Raw genomic sequence first — 23,985 nt, 5'->3', positions numbered from 1 at the left:
GCGCGGGTTCGACGGAAGCGAGGTCGGCATGCGAGGATTCATGCCGTGCCGTGGGCACAGCGGCGGGTCGTGCCGAAACGGCACAGCCGGCCGGTGTGACGATCCGCCGTAGTGTAATGGCAGCACCTCTGATTTTGGTTCAGATAGTTCAGGTTCGAGTCCTGGCGGCGGAGCACGCACATGTGACTATCGTGGGCCCCGCGTTTGGCCCAGCACGATGACAGGCAGCCGAGGGAGATCCATGCCACAGCAGACCGCCGTCGTCGTTCTCGCCGCTGGCGCCGGAACGCGAATGCGGTCGAAGACCCCCAAGGTGCTGCATTCGCTGGCCGGCCGGAGCATGCTCGCGCACGCGCTGCATGCGGCGAACGAGATCGACCCCGCATACCTCATCACCGTGGTCGGGCACGACCGCGAACAGGTCGGCGCCGCGGTCGCGGCGGTCGCCGCCGAGCAGGGGCGGGAGATCCTGCCCGCGCTGCAGGAGGAGCAGCTCGGCACCGGGCACGCGGTGCAGTGCGCGCTGCGCGCGGTGCCGGAGGACTTCGACGGCGACCTGCTCGTCACCTCCGCCGACGTCCCGCTGCTCGACGGCCACACCCTGGCCGCGCTGCTCGACGAGCACCGCAGCTACGCCGAGCGCCCCGCCGTGACGGTGCTCACCTTCGTCCCGGACGACGCCAACGGCTACGGCCGGATCGTGCGCGACGCCGACGGCCAGGTGCTGGAGATCGTCGAGCACGCCGACGCCACCCCCGCGCAGGCCACGATCACCGAGGTCAACTCCGGCGTCTACGCCTTCGACGCCCAGGTGCTGCGCAGCACGATCACCCGGCTCTCCACCGCGAACGCCCAGCACGAGCTGTACCTCACCGACGTGCTCCGGCTCGCCCGCGAGGACGGCCACACCGTGCAGGGCGCCCGGCTGGTGGACGAGGCCAAGGTCACCGGGGTCAACGACCGGGTGCAGCTGGCCGCCGCCACCCGCACCCTGAACCGCTACCTGCTGGAGCGGCACATGCGCGCCGGGGTCACCGTGATCGACCCGGCCACCACCTGGGTGGACGCGGGCGTCCGGATCGGCAGGGACGCGGTGCTGCGGCCCGGGACCCAGCTCTTCGGTGCCACCGTGATCGGCGAGGATGCCGAGATCGGGCCGGACAGCACGCTCACCGATGTGCTGGTCGGCGACGGGGCGTCGGTGGTGCGCACGCACGGCACCGGCGCCACCATCGGGGCGGGCGCGACGGTCGGGCCGTTCGCCTACCTGCGGCCGGGCACGGTACTGGGCGAATCGGGCAAACTCGGCGCATTCGTGGAGACCAAGAACGCCACCATCGGCGATCACTCCAAGGTCCCGCACCTCACCTACGTCGGCGACGCCACCATCGGCGAGCACAGCAACATCGGCGCGTCGAGTGTTTTCGTCAACTACGACGGGGTGCGCAAGCACCACACCGTTGTCGGCTCGCACGTGCGCACCGGCAGCGACACGATGTTCGTCGCGCCGATCACCGTGGGTGACGGCGCCTATACGGCAGCGGGTACCGTACTGCGCAGAAGCGTGCCACCCGGCGCCCTCGCGGTGTCGGGCGGAGCGCAGCGCAATCTGGACAACTGGGTGCCGCGCAACCGGCCGGGAACCGCGGCGGCGCATGCGGCGACGGAGGCCATCGCGGCCAGCGACACAGCGAGTCAGGCAACAGAGCAAAAGGATGGCGAACAGCAGTGACCGCGTTCTCGACCGACAACCAGAAGAATCTCATGCTCTTCGCGGGGCGCAGCCATCCTGAGCTGGCCGAACAGGTCGCGAAGGAGCTGGACGTCCACGTCACCCCGCAGACCGCGCGGGAATTCGCGAACGGCGAGATCTTCGTCCGCTTCGAGGAGTCGGTGCGCGGCTCGGACGCCTTCGTCATGCAGAGCTTCCCCGCGCCGCTGAACCAGTGGCTCATGGAGCAGCTCATCATGATCGACGCGCTCAAGCGCGGCTCGGCCGAGCGGATCACCGCGGTGCTGCCCTTCTACCCGTACGCCCGGCAGGACAAGAAGCACCGCGGCCGCGAGCCCATCTCCGCCCGCCTGGTCGCCGACCTGCTGAAGACCGCCGGTGCGCACCGGATCATCACCGTCGACCTGCACACCGACCAGATCCAGGGCTTCTTCGACGGCCCGGTGGACCACATGCACGCGCTCTTCCAGCTCTCCGAGCACGTGCGGGCCAACTACAGCCTGGAGGACGTCACCGTCGTCTCGCCGGACGCGGGCCGCGTGAAGGTCGCCGAGAAGTGGGCCGACGCGCTCGGCGGCGCGCCCGTCGCCTTCATCCACAAGACCCGCGACCCGCTGGTGCCGAACCAGGTCAAGTCGCACCGCCCGGTCGGTGACGTCGACGGCCGCACCTGCATCCTGATCGACGACATGATCGACACCGGCGGCACCATCGCCGAGGCCGTGCGCGTGCTGCGCGAAGCGGGCGCCGTCGACGTCGTGATCGCCGCCACGCACGGCGTCCTCTCCGCACCCGCCGCCGAGCGGCTCGCCGCCTGCGGTGCCCGCGAGGTGGTGGTGACCAACACCCTGCCGATCACCGAGGACAAGAAGTTCCCGCAGCTCACGGTGCTCTCCATCGCGCCGCTGCTGGCCAGGACCATTCGTGAGGTGTTCGAGAACGGCTCGGTGACGGGGTTGTTCAACGGCAACGCCTGAGTTTTTCTCTTCGACGGGCCCGGGGTTGCGTACCCCGGGTCCGTTCCCGTTTTTCGCCCCAGGTCGCTCTCAGCTACCGCACGTACAGTGGCGGCCCGAGTGGGTACCCCGCCGGTAGCTCGACCGAACGGAGGCGTTGATGAGTACACCGCAGGAGCGGCGACCGCACGAGCCGGAGCCGGGGTCGCCCGGGGCCGGTGCGGGGGGCTCTGGTGGTGGAGGAAGCGCCGAGGAATCGGCCGGCGGTGCGGTTGTCGCCGGAGGTGTGGCGAAGGTCATCGGCGAAGATTCCGGTCTGGGGGCCGTGGAGTCCGACGACGCCGACGAGTCGAGCGGCAAGTCCGCGCCTGCGAAGTCGGCTGATATCCCGGCGGTCGCGCAAGCCCCGGCCGGAGATGCGCCCAGTGAGGGCGCCGAGGACGAATCCCCGGAGGCGAGCGCCGCGCAGCCCGCCGACGCCGAGGCGCCGGTCGACGGCACCGCAGCACCCGCGGCTGGTAAGGCTCCCGCCGACGGACCCGCGGAGCCCGTCGACGACGAGGCACCGCGAGCGGGCGACGCGCCGCCGACCGACGACCGACCCCCGGAGACGGGTGACGCGCAGCCGACCGATGACCAAGCCCCGGAAGCAGGCTCCACGCAGCCGACGGGCGGTGCAGCACCGACGCCGGTAGAGGAGGTCTCGGAATCGGCCGAGGCAGTACCAAGTGCCGGGGCTGCGACGGCGGCCGATGATCAGGCGCCGGTCGAGGAGGTCTCGGGAGCTGAACCGGCTCCGGAGGAGCTCGCTGCGGGCGAGGCACCGGGCCACGAACCCTCGAAAACCGTCGAGGACCGGCCCCCTGTCGAAGGGGCCGCGCAGCCCACCGCGCCACCGGATGCGGATTCCACAGCCATCGCCGCAGCTTTGGTGCCGAATACGAGCGCTGCCGATTCCGGCGACAGTGCGGCCGGGGAAACGTCGGAGGACGCGCCCGTTTCCGGTGAAGCCGGGAGTGCCGCGGCGGAGGTCGGGACGCCGACCGAATCGGCCGAAGCTGCGGGCACCGTCGAACTCTCCGCGGGGGAAGTGGCCGAAGCGCCGACTGTCGCCCAGGGGGCCGTCGATGACGACCTCCCGCTGGGTAGGGCCGAGCAGGCGCAGTCCACTGCGGCCGCCGAGCCGACCGTCTTCCTCCCGAGCACGGTCTTCGGCGGCCCGATCGGCCACGACACCACGGCCCGTCCACCCCGCGCGGTCCCCCCACCCGCGGCTCCGCCGAGCGGTCCGCCTGCACCCGCGGGCGGCCCACCCACGCCTGCGATTCGCCCGGCGCCCGGCAGACCGAGTACCCCGGCGGCATCGGTCGCCCCGCCGATCGGCCCACCGGCACCGGGGCCGGGCCCGGTACCGGCGGGGCCACCGACCGGCTTCCCGGCGATAACCCCGCCCGCCCTTGACCCCCGGACCGCGTTCCGCCCCCACCCCCCTTCTCCACCGCCGGCCCCGGCGAGCGGCTGGAAACTGGGCAGCCCGAGCGCCCCGGCTCCACGCGGCAACGCCCAGCCCGCGCCGCGGAACTGGCTCGAGCAGGGCGCGGGCGAGACCGTGCGCATCCCGCGCGGCGCCCTGACCCCCGACGCGGGCGCGACCGTCCGCATCCCCGCCGACTGGCAGCAGAACGACCCCGACTACCTGCCCGGCAAACCCCTGGAACGGCAGAAGACGGAGATCCAGCTTTTCGCGATCCTCGGTTTCGTCTGCGCCTTCGCCGCACTGTTCCTGGTCCCCGTCGTTTTCGGCCCCGCGGGAATCGCACTGGGAATCAACGGCCATACCCGCAGGGAGGAACGCGGGAAATGGGCGGCGGTCACGGCGGGGTGCGCGATGATTGTCGGGCTCGCGGTGCAGCTGGCCTTCGGCCGCAACGTGATCCCCGGCGTGAATTGGCCGTGAGCGCGGCGTAGTTTGCGAGTATGAGCGGTTTCTCGGGTTTCCCGCTGGCCGGCCTGGATTTCTACGAAGATCTCGAGGCGGACAATTCCAAAGCGTTCTGGACGGCGCACCGGGACGTGTACGAAAGCGCCGTGCGCGAACCGATGCTCGCGCTGACCGCATTGCTGGAGCCCGATTTCGGCGCGGCCAAGCTGTTCCGGCCGTACCGGGACGTGCGATTCTCGAAGGACAAGACGCCGTACAAGACGGCGCAGGGCGCGGTGGTGCACACCGCGCCCGGCGTCGGCTGGTACGTGCAGGTCGGGGCGCCGGGGCTGTTCGTCGGCGGCGGCTTCTACCACGGCTCGCCCGGGCAGCTGGCGCAGCTGCGGAGCACCGTCGACGACGAGGTGCGCGGCACCGAGCTGCGCACGATCCTGGAGGCCACCGCCGCCGCGGGCTTCACCATCGGTGGCGAGAAGCTCGCGACCAAGCCGAAGGGGTTCGCCGCCGACCACCCGCGGATCGACCTGCTCCGGCACAAGTCGATCACCGCGGGCAGGCAGTTCGGCGCCCCCGACTGGCTGGAGACGCCGCGCACCGCCGACGAGATCAGGGCCGCGTGGGAGGGCGTGCGCCCCCTGGTCGAGTGGCTCTCCGCCGTCGTCGGCGGCGCGGGCGACTGAGCTACCGACGGCCGGCGAGCACCAGGACAAAGCGGTTTTTCGGGTCGGTCCAGGTGTGTTCGGTGTCGAATCCGGCGGCGTCCAGCTCGGCGCGCAGGCCGTCGACGCGGAACTTGGCCGAGATCTCGGTGCGCATCTGCTCGCCGCGGGCGAAGTGCACCTCGAGGTCGAGTTCGCGGACCCGGACGGTCATGTCCTCGGTGGCCGCCAGCCGCATCTCGATCCACTCGCGCTCGGCGTCCCAGAGCGCGACGTGCGCGAACTTCTCCGGCTCGAAATCGGCGGCGAGGCGGTTGTTCAGCACGTGCAGGACATTGCGGTTGAACTCCGCGGTCACCCCGGCGGCGTCGTCGTAGGCGGGGACGAGGATCGCGGGGTCGATGACGAGCCCGGCGCCGAGCAGCAGCCGCTCCCCCGGCTCGAGCACGTCGTGGATGCTCGCCAGGAACTCGGCGCGCTCGGCCGGGACCAGGTTGCCGATGGTGCCGCCGAGGAAGACCACCATGCGCCTGCCACCGCCGGGCAGGTTGTGCAGCGTGTCGGTGAAGTCGCTGACCACGCCGTGCACCGCGAGGTCGGGGAACTCGGCGGCGATCTCCCGGGTCGACTCCCGGAGCGCCGCGGCGGAGACATCCTGCGGGACATACGTTTTCAGTGGTCCGGCGGCGCGGGCGGCGGTGAGCAGCAGCCGGGTCTTGGCGGCGGAGCCCGCGCCGAGTTCGACGAGCACCTCGGCCTCGGCGGCGGCGGCGATCTCGTCGACCACGCGCTCCAGCAGGGCGCGCTCGGTGCGGGTCGGGTAGTACTCGGGCAACGCGGTGATCCGCTCGAAGAGCTCGCTGCCGCGGGCGTCGTAGAACCACTTGGGGGGCAGCGTCTTCGGCGTCGAGGTCAGGCCGGTGGTCGCGTCGGAGCGGAGCGCGGCGGTGAGGTCGGCGTCGGACAGGTGGATCTCCAGCGTCGGTGCGGTCATCGCGGGGCGCCTTCCTTGGAGTGCAGCAGGGGCTGGACGGTGAGGTCGCCGGGGGCGGCGGTCACCAGCATGTGGTCGGCGACGGCCTGCCAGCCGGGGTCGTCGTCGTAGGGCTCCGAGGCGAGCACCGCGGAATCGGCGGTGACCAGCGCGGACATCCCGTGGTGGACGGTGGTGGCCCAGAGCCGCTCGCCATTGCCGAGCAGCAGGGTGAGCCGGGAATCCGGCGCGTGCCCGAGCACCGCCGCCGCCAGGTCGCGCAGCGCCGTGGCCGGACCGTCGGGGTCGCCGGGTTCGACGGCGCCGAGCAGGCCGCGCAGCAACACCCAGAGCGCGGCGGCGTCGGTCGGCGCCTCGGCGTGGAGCAGATCGATGGTCTGGAAGCGGCGGGTGGCGCCCGCGGTGGTGGCCGCGATATCCAGGTCCGAGAGGGCGGCGGAGAGCGCGAGCCGCCAGTCCGGGACGACGCCGTTGTGGCTGAAGGCCCAGCGACCGCCGGTGAACGGCGCGCAGGCGGTGCGCTCGATCGGGGTGCCGACCGTCGCCGAGCGCACCGCCGCGAGGACCGCGGTGGAGCCGAGTTGCGGGAGCACCTCGTCGACCGCGGGGTCGGTCCAGATCGGCGCGGAGTTGCGGTAGCGGGTGACGACGGGCGCGTCGGCCCCCCGCTCCGCCGACCCGGCGGGCACGGAATCCGGCCCCCGCCACCACGCCACGCCGAACCCGTCGGCGTTGATCGTCCCTCCGCCGCGCATGTCCCGCGGCGCCCACGCCTGGGTCCGCAGCGAGTGCGGGCCCCTGGTCAGCACAGTGCCGACGGGCACGGCGGGGCCCACGTAGCCCAGGTGACGGCACATCAGCGCCGCCCCCCGGAGTGCGCGGGCCGCCCGGTCCCGGTCACCGGCCCTCGCCGGCGCGCAGGTCGCGCGCCAGCCGGAAGCCGGAGAAGATCTGCCTGCGGATGGGGTGGTCCCAGTTCCGGAAGGTGCCGCGGCAGGCGACCGGGTCGGTGCCGAAGGAGCCGCCGCGCAGCATCCGGTAGTCGCCGCCGAAGAAGACGTCGGAGTACTCGGCGTACGGGAAGGCGCGGAACCCCGGGTACGGCTCGAACCCGGACGAGGTCCACTCCCAGACGTCGCCGATGAGCTGGTGCACCCCGGCGGGCGATGCCCCGGCCGGGTAGGCGCCGACATCGGCCGGCTCCAGGTGCCGCTGGCCCAGGTTGGCCTGCGCCACGCCGGGGTCGGCGTCGCCCCACGGGTAGCGGCGGGTCACCCCGGTCGCCGGGTCGAAGCGCGCGGCCTTCTCCCATTCGGCCTCGGTCGGCAGCCGTCTGCCCGCCCAGTTCGCGTATGCCTCGGCCTCGTACCAGCAGACGTGCACGACGGGCTGATGCGGCCGCAGCGGGGTCAGCGCGCCGAAGGCACGGCGCCACCAGGTGCCGGAGCCGTCGCGCTCCCAGAACTGCGGCGCCACCAGCCCGGCCTCGACCCGGTGCCGCCATCCCCGCTCGGACCACAGCTCCGGCCGCTCGTACCCGCCGTCGGCGAGGAAGGCCAGGTACTCCCAATTGGTGACCGGCGCCGCGCCGATGGCGAAGCCGGGGACGTGCACCGGATGCGCCGGACGTTCGTTGTCCAGCGCCCAGGGATCGGTGGAGGTGCCCATGGTGAACTCGCCCGCGGGCACGATCACCTCGCCGCGCACCGGGACCCGCGCGGCGGGCGGTGGCGGCGCGGTGAGCACGGCGGGGCCGGTGCGCAGCTGGTGCGTGGCGAGCATGGTCTCGTCGTGCTGCTGCTCGTGCTGGGCGACCATTCCGAAGGCGAAGCCGCCCTGGACCAGCGGATTCCCGTGCAGCGGTGCGCCGGAGAGCACGTCGAGCACCTCCTCGCGCACCGAGCCGACGTAGCCGCGGGCCTGGGCCGGGTCGAGCAGCGGCAGCTCGGGGCGATCGGCCCTGGCGTGCTTGAAGGCGTCGTAGAGCTCGTCGATGTCGCCGCGCACGGCGGCCCGGCCGCCGACGTCGCGCACCAGCCAGAGCTCCTCCTGGTTGCCGATGTGCGCGAGATCCCACACCAGCGGGCTCATCAGCCGGGAGTGCTGCGCGGCCAGCTCGGCATCGTCCAGGCAGTCGGTGAGCGCGAGGGTGCGGGCGCGGGCCCTGGTGAGCACCTCGGCGATCTCGCCGCGCAGCCGATCGGTCGTCGCGTTGTCGGAGAACTGGATGGTCATGCCTTCACTCCCGGGTCGTCGTCGTGCGGGGTGCGCCCGGCGCGACATCGCTCGGCGGCGGACTCGATCTCGGCCGCCTGCCCGGAGTGCGCGGCGGCCAGCCGCAGCAGCGCCTCGGCGCCCGCGCGCAGCTCGGGGTCGGCGAGCCCGGCGTGCGCGGCCTCCTGCCAGCGGCCCGCGGTCGGCGCGGCGAGCGCGGTGGCCTCCGCGACCACCGCGGGGGCGCTGAGCAGTGCCTCGACGACGTGCACCGGGGTGCTCCAGGTGTCGCCGGGCTGCGCGTCCAGGTAGCGGATCTCCAGGTAGCCGGAGGCGCGCACCGGTGGGAAGAGCGTGGTCAGGTGGTAGTCGAGGTCGGCGGTGGCCGGGCGGCGGCCGATCTCGTCGTCGAGCGCGCCGGAGAGCCAGTCGGCGAAGGTGGCGCCGGGCGGGGCGGTCCACTTCGGGGCGGCCGGGGCCTGGCCGCAGGGCCGGACGCAGAGCAGCGGGACGTCCAGCGCCCAGCTCGCGTAGCCGGCGACGGGGTCGGCCCACTGCTCGGCGGGCGGGCGGGTGCGGCTGTGGTCGAGCCGCAGCCAGGTGCGCATGCGCTGCGAGGCCCAGACCCCGCCCGGTGCGCCCTTCAACCGCGGCGAGCAGGCGAAGGCGGCGACCAGCGCGGGGCCCGCGACGTGCAGCAGGTGCCAGCGCGCGGCGACCTCGGCGGGATCGGCGCCCGCGTCGACGCTGACCTGGCCGGCCGCGGTGTTGCACATCATGAGCTTGCCGAACGGGCCGATCCCGGCGAAGTGCCGTTCCATGGCCCGGTAGCGCGGGAGTTCGAGGAGCCGCCGCGGCGGACGGGAGGCGTCGGCGGCGAGCGAGACGGTGCGGATGCCCCGGGTGGCGAGCAGGTCGCGGAGCACGGCGGCATCGGCGCGCAGTGCGGCGGAGAGCGCCTGCGCATCGGGGTAGGGGGAGCTGGAGAGTTCGATCTGACCACCGGGTTCGACGGTGACCCGGCTGCCACCGGGCAGGGCCAGCTCGGGCGAGCCGGGGGCGAGCGAGCGCGGGACGTGCGGCCCGAGCGCGGCCGCGAGATCGTCCAGGGCGGGGCGGGGTGCCTGCGTCGAGTACGCCGAAGACCCACCCTGGACGGTGAGCCACTCCAGTTCGGCGCCGATCAGTGCTGGTGGACCGAGCTTGAAGCAGACCCCGCCGACGTAGGCCTCCGCCGCCACGCGGGACGACATGACCTCCTGATCGACCGTTTGACCGGGCGGTTCCGGGTGCTCGAGCGTGACCGACATGCCAACCTCCACCGTGGTGCGTCGTTCGTATCCGTACTGCTGCTGTGCAAGGGGGTTCGATCCGGCGGGGCACTGCGATGGGCCGGGGTCGGCGGGTTGTCGTTCGAGCTCGAGGAAGCAGGTCGAGTGTTCGCGGACGGAGGCCGGATCGCGTCGTACCGTCAAGGGTAGCGGCGTCCGCCGACAAGAAAAGGGCCGAAACTCCGTCGGCCGCTACCGATAGGGTCGCGACATGGACGACGCCAGGCTCCGCGCCGACACCCCGGGCCTCGGCTCCGGACCCGACCCCACCGACCCGGCCTCCGGTCACGTATTCCTGGACAGCGCGGGCTCCTCGCTGCCGCCCGGCGTCGTCACCGAGACCGTGATCGCGCACCTGCGGCGCGAGGCGGAGGTCGGTGGCTACCGGGCGGCGAACGAGCGGATCGACGAGCTCGACGGGGTGCGGGGCTCGATCGCGGAGCTGCTCGGGACGGTGCCGGGGGCCATCGCGCTGAGCGACTCCGCGACCAGGGCCTGGACCGACTTCTTCTACTCGGTGCCACTGGGCCCCGGCGACCGGGTGCTGATCTGCGGCATCGACTACGCGGCCAATGCCATCGCCACGCTGCAGCGTGCGCGGGCGGCGGGGGCGAGCGTGGAGCGAATTCCCAGCGACGAGTCGGGGCTACTCGACCTGGCGGCGCTGGCCCGGATGCTGGACGAGCGGGTCAAGCTGGTCTCGCTGGTGTACGTGCCGACCAACGGCGGGGTGGTGAACCCGGTGGCCGAGGCGGCACGGCTGGCCCGCGCGAGCGGCGCGCTCGTCCTGCTCGATGCCTGCCAGGCCGCCGGGCAGCTCCCCCTCGATGTGACCGAGCTCGACGTGGACGCGGTCTCCGCCACCGGCCGCAAGTGGCTGCGCGGCCCGCGCGGCACCGGCTTCCTGTACCTTCGGCCGGAGCTGGCCGCGACCATGGAGCCGCAGCGGCTCGACCTGCACAGCGCGACCTGGACCGGGCCTGAGAGCTACGAGCTCGCCCCGGACGCGCGGCGCTTCGAGTTCTGGGAGCACGATGTCGCGGCCCGGCTCGGGCTCGGTGCGGCCGTGCGCTACCTGCTCGACCTCGGCCCCGAGGCCGTCTACGCGGCCGTCGCGGACCGCTCTTCGCACCTGCGCGCCGCGCTCGGCGCGCTGGCCGGGGTGACGGTGCGCGATCTCGGCGGTGCGGCGGGCGCGCGCGGCGGCATCGTCTCGTTCACCAAGGACGGCATCGCGCCCGAGGCGATCCGGGACCGGCTGGCCGAGCGGAACATCACCGTGACGGTGAGCCGCGCCAGCTCGACGCTGCTGGACATGACCGAGCGCGGGCTGGCCGCGGTGGTGCGCGCCTCGCCGCACTGCTTCGTCTCCTACGCCGAGCTGGACCGGTTCGTCGCCGCCGTGGCCGCGCTGTAGATGTCGGCCCGCGAACTCGTCGTGCTCGGCACCGCCAGCCAGGTGCCGACCAGGCAGCGCAACCACAATGGCTACCTGCTGCGCTGGGACGGCGAGGGGCTGCTCTTCGACCCGGGCGACGGCACCCAGCGCCAGCTCACGCACGCCGGGGTCGCGGCGTCGGCGATCACCCGGATCGCGCTCACGCACTTCCACGGCGACCACTGCCTCGGGCTGCCCGGCATCGTGCAGCGGATCAGCCTGGACGCGGTGGCGCACCCGGTGCACGCCTACTACCCGGCCTCCGGCGCGCACTGGTTCCGCAACCTCTGCGACGCCAGCGCCTTCCGCCGGACCGTCGAGCTCACCGAGCACCCGATCACGGCGGCGGGCCCGCTGGCCGCGCCGGGGGCGCCGTTCGCCCTGACGACGGCGGCGCTCTCCCACCCGTTGGAGGCCTTCGGCTACCGGCTCACCGAGCCGGACGGCCGCAGGCTGCTGCCGGAGCGGCTGGCCGCGCTCGGGGTGCGCGGGCCCGCGGTCGGCGAGCTCCAGCGCGCCGGCGCGCTGCGAGTCGGCGACCGGGAGGTCACGCTGGCCGAGGTGAGCGAGGCGCGGCCGGGGCAGAGCTTCGCCTTCGTCATGGACACCCGGCTCTGCCCCGGCGTATTCGAGCTGGCGGCGGGGGTGGACATGCTGGTCATCGAGGCGACCTTCCTGGCGGCCGACGCGCACCTGGCCGCCGAGTACGGGCACCTCACCGCGGCCCAGGCGGGCCGGGTCGCCACCGAGTCCGGGGTCCGGACGCTGGTTCTGACCCATTTCTCGCAGCGCTACCGCACCCTGGAGGAGCATCGGAGGGAGGCCGCGCGGCACTTCGACGGGGAACTCGTGGTTGCGCACGATCTGCAGCGGGTACCGCTGCCACCGCGGCGCTGACTCGTCCGCTCGCTACCTCCGGGCGAATCACCACCGGGAGTTAACGTCCGCCCGCTCCGGCGGGATAGCAGGGCAGGGCCGAGGCGAGGGAGTGGAACGTGAGCAGGTTCACCGAGGAGATGTACGCGACGGCCGCGGGCAGTCCGCGCGGCCTGGTCACCGGCGAGCCGAACGAGCCGCGCAGGCAGACCTGGGGGGAGATCCACGGGCAGGCGCGGCGGATGGCGGGCGGGCTCGCCGCGGCCGGGATCGGGCACGGCGACGCGGTCGGGGTGCTGGCCGGGATGCCGGTCGACATCGCACCGGCCTGCCAGGCGGTCTGGATGCGCGGCGCCTCCATCACCATGCTGCACCAGCCGACGCCGCGCACCGACCTGATGGTCTGGGCGCAGGACACCGAGACCGTGCTGCGCATGATCGAGGCGAAGGCGGTCGTGCTCGGCGCGCCCTTCGAGGCGGCCGAGCCGCTGCTGCTGGAGCGCGGCATCGCGGTGGTGCGGATCGACCGGCTGCACGACGGCCCCGACACCGACCCGCTGCCCACCGACGAGGACGACATCGCGCTGCAGCAGTTGACCTCCGGCTCGACCGGGTCGCCGAAGGCGGTGCGGATCACGCACGGCAACTTCTTCGTCAATGCCTACGCCATGTTCGACCGGGTCAAGTTCCAGCTGGACCAGGACGTCATGGTGAGCTGGCTGCCGCTCTTCCACGACATGGGCATGGTCGGCTTCCTCAGCGTGCCCATGCAGCTCGGCGCCGAGGTGGTCTGCGTGACCCCGCTCGACTTCCTGGCCAAGCCGCTGCTCTGGGCCGAGCTGATCGGCAAGTACCGCGGCACCGTGACCGCCGCTCCCAACTTCGCCTACTCGCTGCTGGCCCGGCGGCTCTCCCGCGCGGAGGACGGCGCCTACGACCTGAGCAGCGTGCGCTACATGTGGAACGGCGCGGAGCCGGTCGACCCGGACACCATGGCCGCGCTCGCGGTGGCGGGCGAGCGCTTCGGGCTCGACCCGGCCGCGCTCACCCCCGTCTACGGCATGGCCGAGACCACGCTCGCCGTCTCCATCCCCGACCCCGGGCTGGGCCAGGTGGTCGACGTGGTCGACGCCGACCTGCTGGAGGCCATCGGCAAGGCGATCCCGATCCGCGATCAGCGCGGCCACCACGGCTCGGTGCGCACCCTGCCCACCCTCGGCTACCTGGTCGACCAGCTGGAGGGGCGGATAGTCGACGCCGAGCGGCAGCCGCTGCCGACCCGCTCGGTCGGCGTCATCGAACTGCGTGGCCCGGCCGTGACCGCGGGCTACGTCACGGTCGACGGCTTCCGCCCCGCGCAGGACGCCGACGGCTGGCTGGACACCGGCGACATCGGCTACTTCACCGAGCGCGGCCTGATCGTGGTCTGCGGGCGGATCAAGGACGTCATCATCATGGGCGGCCGCAATATCTACCCCACCGACATCGAGCGCGCCGCCGGCCGGGTGCCGGGGGTGCGGCCGGGCAACGCCGTCGCCGTCCGGCTGGACGCCGGGCAGAAGCGGGAGAGCTTCGCGGTGGTCGTGGAGAGCAACGACCACGAGGACCAGGAGCAGGTCAAGCGGCTCGAGCGCGAGGTGGTGCACGCGGTCTTCTCCGAGGTCGGGGTGCGGCCGCGCTCGGTCACCGTGCTCGGGCCGGGCGCGCTGCCGAAGACCTCCTCCGGGAAGCTGCGCCGCGCCGCCACCGCGGCACACCTGGACTGAGCGTCAGGCGCGGCGGGCCAGCAGCCGGTCGACGGTGCGCGGGGAGACCACGTTGACGGCCCTGAGCAGGGCGGCGTAGCGGGGGACCAGGCGCACCGGGCGGGTGTGGAGCGCGGTGAGGATCCAGTCGGCGGCCTGCTCGGGGGTGAGCCCGGGGAGCCGGCGGTACCGCTCGGTCGGCGAGCTCATGGCGGTGTGCACCAGCGGGTAGCCGATGGTGGTGAAGGCGATTCCGGCGTCGGCGAATTCAGCTCCGGCGCTGCGGTTGAAGCCGGCCAGCGCGGCCTTGGAGGCGTGGTAGGCGGCGAAGCGCGGGGAGCTGTCGGCGGCGACGGTCCAGGTGCAGACGTCGAGCACGTGCCCGCCGCCCCGGGCCAGCATGCCGGGGAGGACGCCGAGGGTGAGCTGCACCGCGCCGAAGTAGTTGACCGCCATCGTGCGCTGGAAGTCGTGCAGCCGGTCGAAGGATTCGGTGAGCGGGCGGCGGATCGAGCGCGCGGCATTGTTGATCAGCACGTCGACCGGGCCGTCCAGGCTCTCGACCAGCTCGGCGACCTGCGCCTGGTCGGCCATGTCGCAGGCCCGGTACTCGGCCTTGCCGCCGTCGGCGGCGATCTCCGCGGTGAGCCGCTCCAGCTCGTCGGCGCGGCGGGCGACGAGCAGCAGCTCGGCGCCGCGGGCGGCGGTGCGCAGCGCGGCGGCCCGGCCGATTCCGGAGGAGGCGCCGGTCAGCAGGATTCGAGTGCCGTCGAGGCGGACCGCGTCCGCCCGGCGGGTGCCGCCGACGGGGCCGAGGACGAAGGGCGCGATGCGGTGCGCGGCGGCACGCTGTGCGTTCGAAGCCATGACCCCTCAGTGCAGCTGGTTCTGCGCGGCTTCGAGGCCGACCCGGAGCAGCAGCTCGACGGCGTCGGCGGCCTGCTCGACGATGACCGGGACCTCCTTGCGCTCCGGCGCGGCGAAGGGCTTCAGCACGAAGTCGGCCGGATCCTGCCTGCCCGGCGGGCGGCCGATGCCGATCCGCACCCGCAGGTACTCCTTGGTGGTGAGCGCGGAGGAGACGCTGCGCAGGCCGTTGTGGCCGCCCTCGCCGCCGCCGCGCTTGATCCGGATGGCGCCGAAGGGCAGATCGAGCTCATCGTGCACCACGACGACCTCGGTTGGCGGAACGGAGAAGAAGCGGGCGAGCGCGGCGACCGGCCGCCCGGAGACGTTCATGAACGAGCGCGGCTTGGCGACCAGCACCTGCCGCCCGTCCAGCCGGGCCTGCAGCAGATCGGCGCCGGACTTCTTGTGCACGGCGAACCGGCCGCCGACGCGCTCGGCGAGCACGTCGGCGACCAGGAAGCCCACATTGTGCCGGGTCCGCTCGTACTCGGGCCCGGGGTTGCCGAGGCCGGCGACGAGCGCAGGCCCGGCGGCGGGTTCGGACACGACCCGGTGTTACTCGGCGCTCTCGGCGGCGGCCTCGTCGGCCTCGTCGCCCTCGGCGGCCTCGGCGGACTCACCGGCGTCGGTCTCCGCCTCCAGGTCCTGGGCCACCGGCGCGGTGATGACGTTGACGATCAGGGTCTCCGGATCGACGGCCAGCGTGACGCCCTTGGGCAGCGACAGGTCGGAAGCGTTGATCTGGGTGCCCTCTTCGGCGCCGTCGACCGAGACCTCGATGGACTCGGGAATGTTCAGCGCGTCGGACTCGATGGCGACGGTGGTGGCGTCCTGGGTGACCAGGGTGCCTGCCGCGGCCTCACCGGTGACGACGATGTTGACGTCGGCGGTGACCTTCTCGCCGCGCTTCACGATGAGCAGGTCGGCATGCTCGATGTAGCGGCGGATCGGGTGCACGACAACGGACTTGGTGAGCGCGAGCTGCGGCGTGCCGTCGATCACCAGATTCAGCACGGCGTTGGTGCCGTGCTGCCGCAGGATCGCGGCGAAATCCCGGGCGTTCACGGCCAGGTGCTGGGGATCCGACTGGTGGCCGTACAGCACGGCGGGGACATTGCCCGCGCGGCGGGTGCGACGGGCGGCACCTTTACCGAACTCGGTGCGTACGACGGCCTCGAGGACGTTGACGTCGGACATGACTGGAATACTCCTACGGCTCTTCCGGGCTGGACACGGGCTACGCGCTGGACGTCCTGCGCGATGGTCTGCTCGTCGGGCGAATGGAAACGACCGGACGGCCGGAAGGCCGAGCCGCGTCGATCACGGTGCACGCTGGGCGGTCACCCTCGCCGAGACAACCCGACCACCATACCCCAGCTGCACAGCACCATTGGAATCGGGAGGTCACGCGCGAATCGCGTAGGCTGGACAGGTTGCAGATCCGCTCCCGAAAGGCCGAATCACCGTGACCGCCTCCCCCGACGGCGCCGTCGTCTCCGTCCCGCGTGGGCTGCCCGCGGAGGTCGCGCGCCGCCGCACCTTCGCGGTGATCTCGCACCCGGACGCGGGCAAGTCGACCCTGACCGAGGCGCTGGCGCTGCACGCGCGGGTGATCTCCGAGGCGGGCGCGATCCACGGCAAGGCCGGGCGCAAGTCGACCGTCTCGGACTGGATGGAGATGGAGAAGGCCCGCGGCATCTCGGTCAGCTCCACCGCGCTGCAGTTCAACTACCGCACCGCGGGCTCCGACATCGACAACGTGATCAACCTGGTCGACACCCCCGGCCACTCCGACTTCTCCGAGGACACCTACCGCGTGCTCACCGCTGTGGACGCGGCGGTCATGCTGATCGACGCCGCCAAGGGGCTGGAGCCGCAGACGCTCAAGCTCTTCCAGGTCTGCAGGCATCGCGGGATCCCGGTGATCACCGTCATCAACAAGTGGGACCGCCCCGGCCGCGCCCCGCTGGAGCTGCTGGACGAGATCGAGGAGCGGATCGGGCTCACCCCCACCCCGCTCTTCCTCCCGGTCGGCATCGCGGGCGACTTCCGCGGGCTGCTGCGCCGCGGCCCCGACGGCGCCGCCGCCGAGTACATCCACTTCACCCGCACCGCGGGCGGCGCCACCATCGCGCCGGAGGAGTCGATCGCCCCGGAGAACGCCGCCGAGCGCGAGGGCGAGTCCTGGAGCACCGCCGCCGAGGAGAGCGAGCTGCTCTCCGCCACCGGGCAGGACCACGACCAGGAGCTCTTCCTCGCTGGGCAGACCTCGCCGGTGATCTACGCCTCCGCCATGCTCAACTTCGGCGTCCGGCAGCTGCTGGAGACGCTGATCGAGCTGGCCCCTCCCCCGCGCGGGCGGACCGACATCGCGGGCACGCCGCGGGAGACCACCGACCCGTTCAGCGCGGTGGTCTTCAAGGTGCAGGCCGGGATGGACACCGCGCACCGCGACCGGCTCGCCTTCATGCGCATCGTCTCCGGAGAGTTCGAGCGCGGCATGGTGGTGACGCACGCGCAGACCGGGCGGCCGTTCGCCACCAAGTACGCGCTCACCGTCTTCGGCCGGGAGCGCACCACCGTCGACACCGCCTACCCGGGCGATGTGGTCGGCCTGGTGAACGCCACCGCGCTGGCACCGGGGCACACGCTCTTCGTCGACCGGAAGGTGGAGTTCCCGCCGATCCCGTCGTTCGCGCCGGAGCACTTCGCGGTGCTGCGCGCGGAGAGCGCGGGCAAGTACAAGCAGTTCCGCAAGGCCATGGACCAGCTCGATTCCGAGGGCGTGGTGCAGGTGCTGCGCAACGACGCCCGCGGTGACGCCGCGCCGGTGCTCGCCGCGGTCGGGCCGATGCAGTTCGAGGTGGTCACCGCGCGGATGCTCGGCGAGTACAACGTGGAGACCAAGCTCGACTTCCTCGGCTACTCGATCGCGCGGCGCACCGACGCCGCCTCCGCGGCGGAGCTGGATCGGCAGCGCGGGGTCGAGGTCTTCACCCGCAGCGACGGCGCGATCCTCGCGCTCTTCAGCGACAAGTGGCGGCTGCAGTACATCGAGAAGGAACACCCGGGGCTCACGCTGGAGCCGCTGGTGGCGGCCGCGGACTAGGCGGTGCCGCCGGGGTCGCGCTGGAGCGGGGCGATGCCGTCCTCGTTGGCGAGCAGTCCCCAGCGGCTGGAGGTCAGCCGCAGGCTGGGCAGGTCGCTGAGCGAGAGCACCACCTCGTAGGTGCGCTCGTAGCCGGTGTGCGCGATGCGCCAGCGGCCGTCGTCACAGCGCTGGTATCGGTCGGTGTAGAAGGCGGCGCCGCGCAGCAGCATGTTGTGCGCCGGGATCAGCACGGTGTCGGCGAGGTACCAGGTGCCGGTGGCGGTGTCGCCGTCCACGTCGATCTCCGGGTGGTCGCAGCGGTGCTCGGTGATGACGTGCGGGCCGAGCGTGTTGCGCAGGAAGGCGAGGAAGGCCTCGCGCGATTCGAACTGCAGGTACTCGCTGTAGGTGGCGGTGGCCTCCGGGATCATGGTGTCGGCGAAGTCGTCCCAGTCCTTGGTGTCGAGGGTGCGCAGGTAGCGGAACTTGAGCCGCTCGATCGCGGCGATGTCGTCGGTCGCGCGGTGGCCGGCGGCGCCGTCGGCCCGCGGGGGTCCGGCCGGTCCGCCGAGCCCGACCAGCGAGAGGTCGGAATCCGCGCTGATCCGGCCGCCCGCGGCCTGGCCTGCCAGGCGCTCGCCCATCGAGATCCGCGCTTCCGGCGGTACCCCGTCGGCGTCGGGCGGCCGTTCGGACACCGCGGCCGGGCGCGAGCGGGCACCACCCGGGGCGGCTGCCCCGCGTGGCTCGGCCGCGCCACCGGCCGTTTCGCTGCGCTCCTGGTCCATGACTCCACGATCCCATCCGCTCGGGCATGCTCGACCGAATCGCGAAGATTTGTATCAGATCGCTATCACCGCAGCGGGCGACGCACCGCGACGGTCAGGTCGCGATCGTGAAACAGGTGCGGCAGAAGTCCTCGCCGAACTCGGTGAGGCGCAGACTCTTGCGCACGATCTTCGGCGCCCGCCCCGCCTTCTTCAGCGCCGCCTCCACCGACGGCTGCACCTCGAGCACCATGTAGCGGCTCAGCACCACCGGGTCGTCCGAGGTCCGGGTGAGGCCGAGCCGGTTCAGGTTGATCAGGTACGCGCGGGACCGGTCCGGGTAGCGCACGCCCGCCTGCTCCGGCACCGAGGTGAGGTCGCCCTGGACCAGCTCGGAGCCGATGCCGAGCGGGCGGTTGGTGCGCACGTCGACCGCCGGCTGCGCGCCGTTGAGCGCCATGAAGCGCAGGATGCGGGCCTCGTCGGGGGCGAGCTCGTCGAGGATCCGGTCGTAGGCCGGGTGCACGTCCTCGGTGAAGTAGACGTCGGCCGAGCGGGCCAGCAGCGCGTCGCCGCGGCGGCGCAGCTCCTGGGAGCTGGCCGAGCGCAGATTCTGCCCGATCACCAGCGCCTGCTGCTGCTGGCTGCTCCCGCTGCCGTTCGTCGTCGGCACGTAGCTGACGATCTCGCGCACCGACCCCTCGGTGACGCCGAGCGCGCTGCGCGCGATGGAGCGCAGCGCATTGCTGGTGCGCTCGGCGATATCGGCGGAGGACTCGCCGTCCAGCGCCGCCTGCGCGATCTCGCGGGTCACCTCGTAGCCGGTGCCGACGGCCCACTGCCCGCCGCGCACCACCGAGCCCGCCGCCACCCCCGCGGCCCGGAAGACGCCGCGGATCAACCGCGCCTCGTTGCTGATCTGCCGCTGCTCGACGTCCGCGCTGCGCTCCACCGCCCGGGGGCCGGGCCTGGCCAGATTCTGTCCTTGGCCGGACTGCCCGGTCGCGGTCCGTCCGGTTCTGTCGTCTGCCACGTCCTACTCCGAACTTCTCGACCCGCGGATGGAAACCGTCCCCAGAATATTGCCCTGCCGCCGCGGCCGGTGTGCCGGACCCGCACATTCGGGCGCACAGTGCCGTTCCGCCACCGCCCTGGTGCTAGTTTGAGGGCCGGTGCGGCGGCGGTCACCGGTGTGTCGGCAGGAGGAAGTCGTGTTGGAGAGTGCTTTCGGGGTCCATCCGACCATTCTCCTCGAGTTGTTGACCATCCCGCTTTTCACCGGCGTCATCGGCTATATCACCAACTGGACCGGCATCCTCATGCTGTTTCGGCCGATCGCGTTCCACGGCTTCCGTTTGCCCGGCCTCAAGGCTTTGTTTCCCTACCTGCCGAAGCGAATTCAGATCCTGCCGCTGCTCAGCTACGACGGCAGGCTCGGCTGGCAGGGCATCGTGCCGTCGCGCGCGGACAAGATGGCCAGTATCGCGGTGGACAAGGGGCTCTCCAAACTGGGCAGCGTCTCCGACTTCTATCGCGAGCTGGACCCGGAAAAGCTCGCCGAACATCTCACCAGGGTGGCCGACGCGCAGATCCGCGACATCGTCGAGGAAATTCTGCGCCGCGAGCATCCGCAGCTCTGGTTCAACCTGCCCGCGCAGGTGCGCGAGAAGGTGCACGAGCGGGTCAAGCAGCAGTTGCCGGATATCCTGCACGAGCTCACCCTGGAATTGGGCGAGAACATCGATCAGCTGCTCGATGTGAAGCAGATGGTCATCCGCTATTTCCAGGCCAGGCCGCAACTGCTGAACCAGCTCTTCCAGGTACTCGGTGCCAAGGAACTGCGCTTCATGCAGAATTTCGGCTTCTATTTCGGCGCCCCGATGGGCGTGGTGCTGGTCGGGATTCTGCATCTGACCGGCTGGTCCAGCCTCGTGGTGCTTCCGATCGGCGGAATCGTGATCGGCTGGGTGGTGAACTGGGTCGGGCTGAACATGATCTTCGCCCCCGCCTACCCCAAGTGGTGGTGCCCGTGGCGGCAGGGGCTGCTGATCAAGCGGCAGAACGAGATCACCGACGGCTACGCCGAGCTGGTCTCCACCCAGGTGATCACGCTCGCCAATATCGGCGACGAGCTGCTGAACGGCCCGCGCTCGGACCGCACCATGCAGATGCTGGAGGACACGCTGCGCCCGGCCGCCGACCGCGCGCTCGGCCCGGCGCGGCCCGCGGTCAAGTTCATGCTCGGCAGCCGGGACTACGACACCCTGCAGAACACCTTCACCAGCGAGGCGATGGCGATCGCGCCGATCGCCTTCGCCGACCCGGACTTCAACCAGCAGCAGGGCAAGCAGGTCAACGAGTACATCGCCAAACAGATGTCGGCGCTCTCGCCACCCGACTTCGTCGACATGCTGCGCGCCGCGATCAAACAGGACGAATGGTTGCTTTTCGTCCATGGCGGCGTGCTCGGGCTGATTGCCGGATACGCTCATATTCTGGTCTTCGGAACGGGAGTGGCAACCACATGGCTGTGAGCGATCCGGGCGGCGAGGCGCCCGAGACCGGCGGAGTTCCCACCCGGAACGACGCCGAACCCGAGGTGCTCGGGGCCCCGCCGCGCCGCGAGATCGCGGTGCGCGGGCAGGCGCGGCGCATCGTGCCGGTGACGCCGCGGGAGACCGTGCGCGCCGCCACCGGGGTGGCGAGGGTGGCCTGGACCGCCGCCTCCGAGGTGACCTCCTGGACCGTCGACACCGCGCTCGGTGTCACCTCGACCGTTGTCAGGGGCAGCATGGCGGGAACGCCGCCGCGGGAGGTGCTGGCCGAGGCCGAGTCGGAGGTGCGCGAGCGGCTGCGCCGGGCGCTCGGGGTCGACGCCGAGCACGCGGGCCGCGACGGCGGGGTGCCGACGCTGCGCGAGCAGGGCGCCGCGCTGCTCCGGCTCTCCGCGAGCACCAACGCCGAGAGCGCCGAGATGCACCCGGCCTTCGCGCGCATCCTGGCCGAGCTCACCCCGGACGAGGCCCGCGTCCTGCGCTTCCTGCACCTGGACGGCCCGCAGCCCGCCATCGACATCCGGCTCGGGCGCCCGCGCACGCTCGGCTCGGACCGTAAGATCACCGGGATCACCGTGCTGGGCGAGCACGCCGGCCTCCGCTTCCCGAACCGGATCCAGCAGTACCAGACCAACCTGCGCAGACTCGGGCTGATCGAGTTCGACCGGGAGCCGGTGGGCAACCCGAACCGGTACCAGATCATCGAGGCCAAGGCCGTGGTGCGGGACCTGCTCAAGCGCTCCGGGCGCGGGGCCAAGCTGCAGTACCGCAGCGTGCTGCTCAGCGGCTTCGGCGCCGACTTCGTGCGCACCTGCCTGCCGGTCGTCGTCGACGGGCGCACCGCGGAGTCGAGCTGACGGCTCGGCCGAGCGGCCTCCGGCCGCCGGCGTCCGGCTAGAACTCCTCGGCCAGCTCCATCCAGCGCTCCTCGGTGGTCTCCTTCTCGGCGGTCACCCGGAGCAGCTCGGCGTTCAGGTCTGCCAGCCGGGCAGGCTCGGTGGCGGCGTCGAGCAGCGCGCCGTGCAGCGTCCGCTCCCGCTCGGTGAGCTTGTCCATGGCCCGCTCCAGCTTGGACAGCTCCTTGCGCGCGGCCCGGTAGGCGGCCGGGTCGACGGCGGACTTCGGCTCGTCGGTCGCGGTGGCGGCGGCCGCGCGGAGGCCGGGGGCGGCACCGGCCGCGGCGCGCTTGCGCAGGTACTCCTCGATGCCGCCGGGCAGGTTGGTGAGCCCGCCGTCGCCGAAGAGCGCCCAGGTGGAGTCGCAGATCCGCTCGATCAGGTAGCGGTCGTGGCTGATCACCACCAGGGTGCCGGCCCAGTTGTCGAGCAGGTCCTCGAGCTGCTGCAGGGTGTCGATGTCCAGGTCGTTGGTGGGCTCGTCGAGGAGCAGCACGTTCGGCTCGGCCATCAGGATGCGGGTGAGCTGCAGCCTGCGCCGCTCGCCGCCGGAGAGGTCGCGCACCGGGGTGCGCTGCCTGGCCGGGCTGAAGCCGAGCCGCTCGGCGAGCTGCCCGGCGGAGAGCTCGTAGCCGTCGCCCAGGTCGATCCGCTGCGCCACCTGCTGCACCGCCTCCAGAACCCGCAGCTCGACCGGCAGGTCGTCGAGCTCCTGGCGCAGCCAGCCGATCCGGACCGTCTGGCCCTGGATGCGCTTGCCCGCCACCAGCTCGGCGTCGCCGGCGAGCGCGCGCAGCAGCGTGGTCTTGCCGCTGCCGTTCACCCCGACCAGCCCGACCCGCTCGCCGGGGGCGAGCCGCCAGGTGAGGTCGCGGAGCAGCTCGCGGCCGTCCGGGGTGGCCAGCGCGGCCTCCTCCAGCTCGACCACCACCCGGCCGAGCCGCTTGCGCGCGAAGCTGGCCAGCGAGACGCTGTCCCTCGGCTCCGGCACATCCGCGATCAGCGCCTCGGCGGCCTCCACCCGGTAGCGCGGCTTGGAGGTGCGGGCCTGCGGGCCGCGGCGCAGCCAGGCCAGCTCCTTGCGGGCCAGGTTGCGCCGGCGGGACTCGGTGGAGTCGGCCTGCCGCGCGCGCTCCGCGCGGGCGAAGATCCAGTCGCCGTAGCCTCCCTCGTAGCTCTCCACCTTGCCGCCGACGACCTCCCAGGTCCGGGTGGCGACGGTGTCGAGGAACCAGCGATCGTGGGTGACCACGACGAGCGCGCTGCGCCGGGACAGCAGGTGCTCGGCCAGCCACTGCACGCCCTCGACGTCGAGGTGGTTGGTCGGCTCGTCGAGGACCAGCAGGTCGAGCTCGCGCACCAGCGCGGCGGCCAGCGCGACCCGGCGGCGTTCGCCGCCGGAGAGCGAGTCGACCGAGGTCTCCAGGCCGAGCCCGGCGATGCCGATGCCCTCCAGCACGCCGCGGATCCGCGGGTTGGCGGCGTACTCGTGCTCGGCCAGCTCGCCCGCGTGCGCGAAGCCCGCCTCGTCGGCGATCCCGGCGAGCACCACCGACCCGACCGTCGCGCCGGGGGGAAGCACGCCGCGCTGGGTCACCACCGCGATCCGCAGCCCGCCCACCCTGCTCACCCGGCCCGCGTCCGGCGGCTCCAGCCCGGTCAGCACCTCGAGCAGGGTGGTCTTGCCGCCGCCGTTCAGGCCGACGACGCCGATCCGCTCCCCGGCGTGCACACCGAGCGAGACGCCGTCGAGCAGCGGCGTGATCCCGAAGCTCTTCGAGACCTGCTCCAGGTTGATCAGGTTGGACATGGATCCTTCCGGGGAATGCGGGAGACCGACGGTCCAGATTACCGAGCGGCCGCTCGGCGCCGGTGGGCGC

General features: G+C 72.4%; 20 protein-coding genes and 1 tRNA gene. 11 read left to right on the top strand and 10 right to left on the bottom strand.

Annotated features, from left to right (window positions below):
* Positions 1-102 precede the first annotated feature (102 nt).
* From ACFO0B_RS00850 to ACFO0B_RS00830, 5 genes are all read left to right on the top strand, one after another.
* A tRNA-Gln gene (locus tag ACFO0B_RS00850) sits at positions 103-173 on the top strand.
* A gap of 68 nt (positions 174-241) precedes the next feature.
* Positions 242-1,732: a bifunctional UDP-N-acetylglucosamine diphosphorylase/glucosamine-1-phosphate N-acetyltransferase GlmU gene (glmU, locus tag ACFO0B_RS00845; protein WP_378610302.1), complete on the top strand. Its 1,491-nt coding sequence runs from the start codon at positions 242-244 to the stop codon at positions 1,730-1,732.
* Positions 1,729-2,709, top strand: coding sequence for a ribose-phosphate diphosphokinase (locus ACFO0B_RS00840; protein ID WP_378610301.1), 981 nt, complete (start codon positions 1,729-1,731; stop codon positions 2,707-2,709). Before glmU ends, ACFO0B_RS00840 begins: the two co-directional genes overlap by 4 nt.
* Positions 2,710-2,974: 265 nt before the next feature.
* Positions 2,975-4,645 carry a hypothetical protein gene (locus ACFO0B_RS00835; protein WP_378610300.1) on the top strand — a complete coding sequence of 557 codons (1,671 nt, stop codon included), beginning with the start codon at positions 2,975-2,977 and terminating at the stop codon, positions 4,643-4,645.
* 20 nt (positions 4,646-4,665) lie between these two features.
* Positions 4,666-5,310, top strand: coding sequence for a DUF2461 domain-containing protein (locus ACFO0B_RS00830; protein ID WP_378610299.1), 645 nt, complete (start codon positions 4,666-4,668; stop codon positions 5,308-5,310).
* A 1-nt stretch (position 5,311) separates the two neighbouring features.
* Here the strand turns inward: ACFO0B_RS00830 and egtD are convergent, their stop codons facing one another.
* The 4 genes from egtD to egtA are packed head-to-tail and all read right to left on the bottom strand — an operon-like array spanning position 5,312 to position 9,807.
* Positions 5,312-6,283 (bottom strand): L-histidine N(alpha)-methyltransferase, encoded by a 972-nt coding sequence (gene egtD, locus ACFO0B_RS00825; RefSeq protein WP_378610298.1) that lies wholly within the window; start codon positions 6,281-6,283, stop codon positions 5,312-5,314.
* Positions 6,280-7,140, bottom strand: a complete 861-nt coding sequence (gene egtC / locus ACFO0B_RS00820) for an ergothioneine biosynthesis protein EgtC (protein ID WP_378610297.1) — start codon at positions 7,138-7,140, stop codon at positions 6,280-6,282. The genes egtD and egtC overlap by 4 nt, the downstream gene beginning before the upstream one ends.
* A 40-nt stretch (positions 7,141-7,180) precedes the next feature.
* A complete protein-coding gene (egtB, locus tag ACFO0B_RS00815) occupies positions 7,181-8,518 on the bottom strand; it encodes an ergothioneine biosynthesis protein EgtB (protein ID WP_378610296.1) in 1,338 nt (445 codons plus the stop codon).
* A complete protein-coding gene (gene egtA, locus ACFO0B_RS00810; RefSeq protein ID WP_378610295.1) occupies positions 8,515-9,807 on the bottom strand; it encodes an ergothioneine biosynthesis glutamate--cysteine ligase EgtA in 1,293 nt (430 codons plus the stop codon). Before egtA ends, egtB begins: the two co-directional genes overlap by 4 nt.
* A 232-nt stretch (positions 9,808-10,039) precedes the next feature.
* On the opposite strand from egtA, the gene ACFO0B_RS00805 reads away from it, so the two are divergent.
* From ACFO0B_RS00805 to ACFO0B_RS00795, 3 genes are all read left to right on the top strand, one after another.
* A complete protein-coding gene (locus ACFO0B_RS00805; protein WP_378610294.1) occupies positions 10,040-11,245 on the top strand; it encodes an aminotransferase class V-fold PLP-dependent enzyme in 1,206 nt (401 codons plus the stop codon).
* The gene (locus tag ACFO0B_RS00800) at positions 11,246-12,163 is read left to right on the top strand and encodes a ribonuclease Z (protein ID WP_378610293.1); all 918 of its coding nucleotides are present in this window, start codon (positions 11,246-11,248) and stop codon (positions 12,161-12,163) included.
* A gap of 98 nt (positions 12,164-12,261) precedes the next feature.
* Entirely contained in the window at positions 12,262-13,908 is a 1,647-nt protein-coding gene (locus ACFO0B_RS00795) for a fatty acyl-AMP ligase (protein ID WP_378610292.1), read from the top strand.
* A gap of 3 nt (positions 13,909-13,911) precedes the next feature.
* Here the strand turns inward: ACFO0B_RS00795 and ACFO0B_RS00790 are convergent, their stop codons facing one another.
* The 3 genes from ACFO0B_RS00790 to ACFO0B_RS00780 are packed head-to-tail and all read right to left on the bottom strand — an operon-like array spanning position 13,912 to position 15,993.
* The gene (locus ACFO0B_RS00790) at positions 13,912-14,754 is read right to left on the bottom strand and encodes an SDR family NAD(P)-dependent oxidoreductase (protein WP_378610291.1); all 843 of its coding nucleotides are present in this window, start codon (positions 14,752-14,754) and stop codon (positions 13,912-13,914) included.
* A 6-nt stretch (positions 14,755-14,760) separates the two neighbouring features.
* Complete coding sequence (gene pth, locus ACFO0B_RS00785; protein ID WP_233020447.1) at positions 14,761-15,342, bottom strand: aminoacyl-tRNA hydrolase; 582 nt, start codon at positions 15,340-15,342, stop codon at positions 14,761-14,763.
* A gap of 9 nt (positions 15,343-15,351) precedes the next feature.
* Complete coding sequence (locus ACFO0B_RS00780; protein ID WP_378610290.1) at positions 15,352-15,993, bottom strand: 50S ribosomal protein L25/general stress protein Ctc; 642 nt, start codon at positions 15,991-15,993, stop codon at positions 15,352-15,354.
* Positions 15,994-16,261: 268 nt separating this feature from the next.
* Between ACFO0B_RS00780 and ACFO0B_RS00775 the strand changes: the two genes are divergently transcribed.
* Positions 16,262-17,905 (top strand): peptide chain release factor 3, encoded by a 1,644-nt coding sequence (locus ACFO0B_RS00775; protein ID WP_378610289.1) that lies wholly within the window; start codon positions 16,262-16,264, stop codon positions 17,903-17,905.
* On the opposite strand, the gene ACFO0B_RS00770 is transcribed toward ACFO0B_RS00775, so the two are convergent.
* Both ACFO0B_RS00770 and ACFO0B_RS00765 read right to left on the bottom strand, forming a co-directional pair.
* The gene (locus ACFO0B_RS00770; protein ID WP_378610479.1) at positions 17,902-18,396 is read right to left on the bottom strand and encodes a nuclear transport factor 2 family protein; all 495 of its coding nucleotides are present in this window, start codon (positions 18,394-18,396) and stop codon (positions 17,902-17,904) included. The two genes, ACFO0B_RS00775 and ACFO0B_RS00770, sit on opposite strands and share 4 nt — an antisense overlap.
* A 373-nt stretch (positions 18,397-18,769) precedes the next feature.
* On the bottom strand, positions 18,770-19,687 hold the full coding sequence (locus ACFO0B_RS00765) for an Abi-alpha family protein (RefSeq protein ID WP_378610288.1): 918 nt from the start codon (positions 19,685-19,687) through the stop codon (positions 18,770-18,772).
* 178 nt (positions 19,688-19,865) lie between these two features.
* Between ACFO0B_RS00765 and ACFO0B_RS00760 the strand changes: the two genes are divergently transcribed.
* A complete protein-coding gene (locus ACFO0B_RS00760) occupies positions 19,866-21,188 on the top strand; it encodes a hypothetical protein (RefSeq protein ID WP_378610287.1) in 1,323 nt (440 codons plus the stop codon).
* Positions 21,179-22,066 carry an Abi-alpha family protein gene (locus ACFO0B_RS00755; RefSeq protein ID WP_378610286.1) on the top strand — a complete coding sequence of 296 codons (888 nt, stop codon included), beginning with the start codon at positions 21,179-21,181 and terminating at the stop codon, positions 22,064-22,066. Before ACFO0B_RS00760 ends, ACFO0B_RS00755 begins: the two co-directional genes overlap by 10 nt.
* 37 nt (positions 22,067-22,103) lie before the next feature.
* Here the strand turns inward: ACFO0B_RS00755 and ACFO0B_RS00750 are convergent, their stop codons facing one another.
* The gene (locus ACFO0B_RS00750) at positions 22,104-23,915 is read right to left on the bottom strand and encodes an ABC-F family ATP-binding cassette domain-containing protein (protein WP_378610285.1); all 1,812 of its coding nucleotides are present in this window, start codon (positions 23,913-23,915) and stop codon (positions 22,104-22,106) included.
* Positions 23,916-23,985: the final 70 nt, after the last annotated feature.

It is taken from the genome of Nocardia jiangsuensis, assembly GCF_042650385.1.
Taxonomy (GTDB): domain Bacteria; phylum Actinomycetota; class Actinomycetes; order Mycobacteriales; family Mycobacteriaceae; genus Nocardia; species Nocardia jiangsuensis.
Note: the sequence above shows the minus strand (reverse complement) of the source record. Positions and strands in the feature narration are given on the sequence as shown.